General features: G+C 57.3%; 1 pseudogene. It reads left to right on the top strand.

The annotated features are described in order from the left end of the window. Positions 1-319: 319 nt before the first annotated feature. Positions 320-846: pseudogene (locus AWB67_RS38775) on the top strand (MGH1-like glycoside hydrolase domain-containing protein); the annotation flags it as partial.

The raw sequence follows: 846 nt of genomic DNA, 5'->3' as shown, positions 1-846 counted from the left end.
CCCGCCACGACATCGCACACTACCTGCCGGTCCCGCTCGTGTTGCCGATTGGCTCAGTGCGGGTATCGCCAGGCGTCGATGATGGCGAGGTTCATTCCTCGCCTGTCGGGCGTGAACAAGGGCGATGTCTCATTTTTCTCGGGGCGCTATGAGTTTTAGGACCGTCAAGTCATATCCTATGAAGGCTTTAAGCAAAGCGTCAACGCTACACATACCGATGTAGCGGAGTTGCCTAAATCGCACACGATGAGTGCTGGGTGCGAAGCGCCCGCCTGCGTTGCGTCGAGCTGAGTTCATTAACCCGTAACGGAGCAAAAGCATGGCCCCTGCCATTGTGGACGTAGCGGAACAGACGCGCTTGAACGACGCGCGCGAGACCCAGGTGCCGTGGAAGAAGTGGGGACCTTACCTTAGCGAGCGACAGTGGGGAACGGTGCGAGAGGACTACAGCGAAAACGGTGACGCCTGGAACTACTTCACCCATGACCACGCACGCTCACGTGCCTACAAGTGGGGCGAGGATGGGCTCGGTGGGTTGTGCGACGAAAAGCAGCGGCTGTGCTTTGCGCTGGCGTTGTGGAACGAGCGCGACCCGATCCTGAAGGAGCGCCTCTTCGGCCTCACCAACAGCGAGGGTAATCATGGCGAGGACGTTAAGGAATATTACTTCTATCTCGACAGCACCCCCACCCACTCCTACATGAAGTACCTCTACAAGTACCCTCAGCGAGAATATCCCTATCGGGATCTGATCGAGACCAACCGGAATCGATCGCGGGAGGAGTTCGAGTACGAACTGCTCGATACCGGTGCTTTCGCTGATGACCGGTATTTCGATGTGTTCAT

This window comes from Caballeronia terrestris (assembly GCF_001544515.1).
In the GTDB taxonomy this organism is placed as follows: domain Bacteria; phylum Pseudomonadota; class Gammaproteobacteria; order Burkholderiales; family Burkholderiaceae; genus Caballeronia; species Caballeronia terrestris.
The sequence above is the reverse complement of the archived record's forward strand: the minus strand, read 5'-3'. Positions and strand labels throughout refer to the sequence as shown.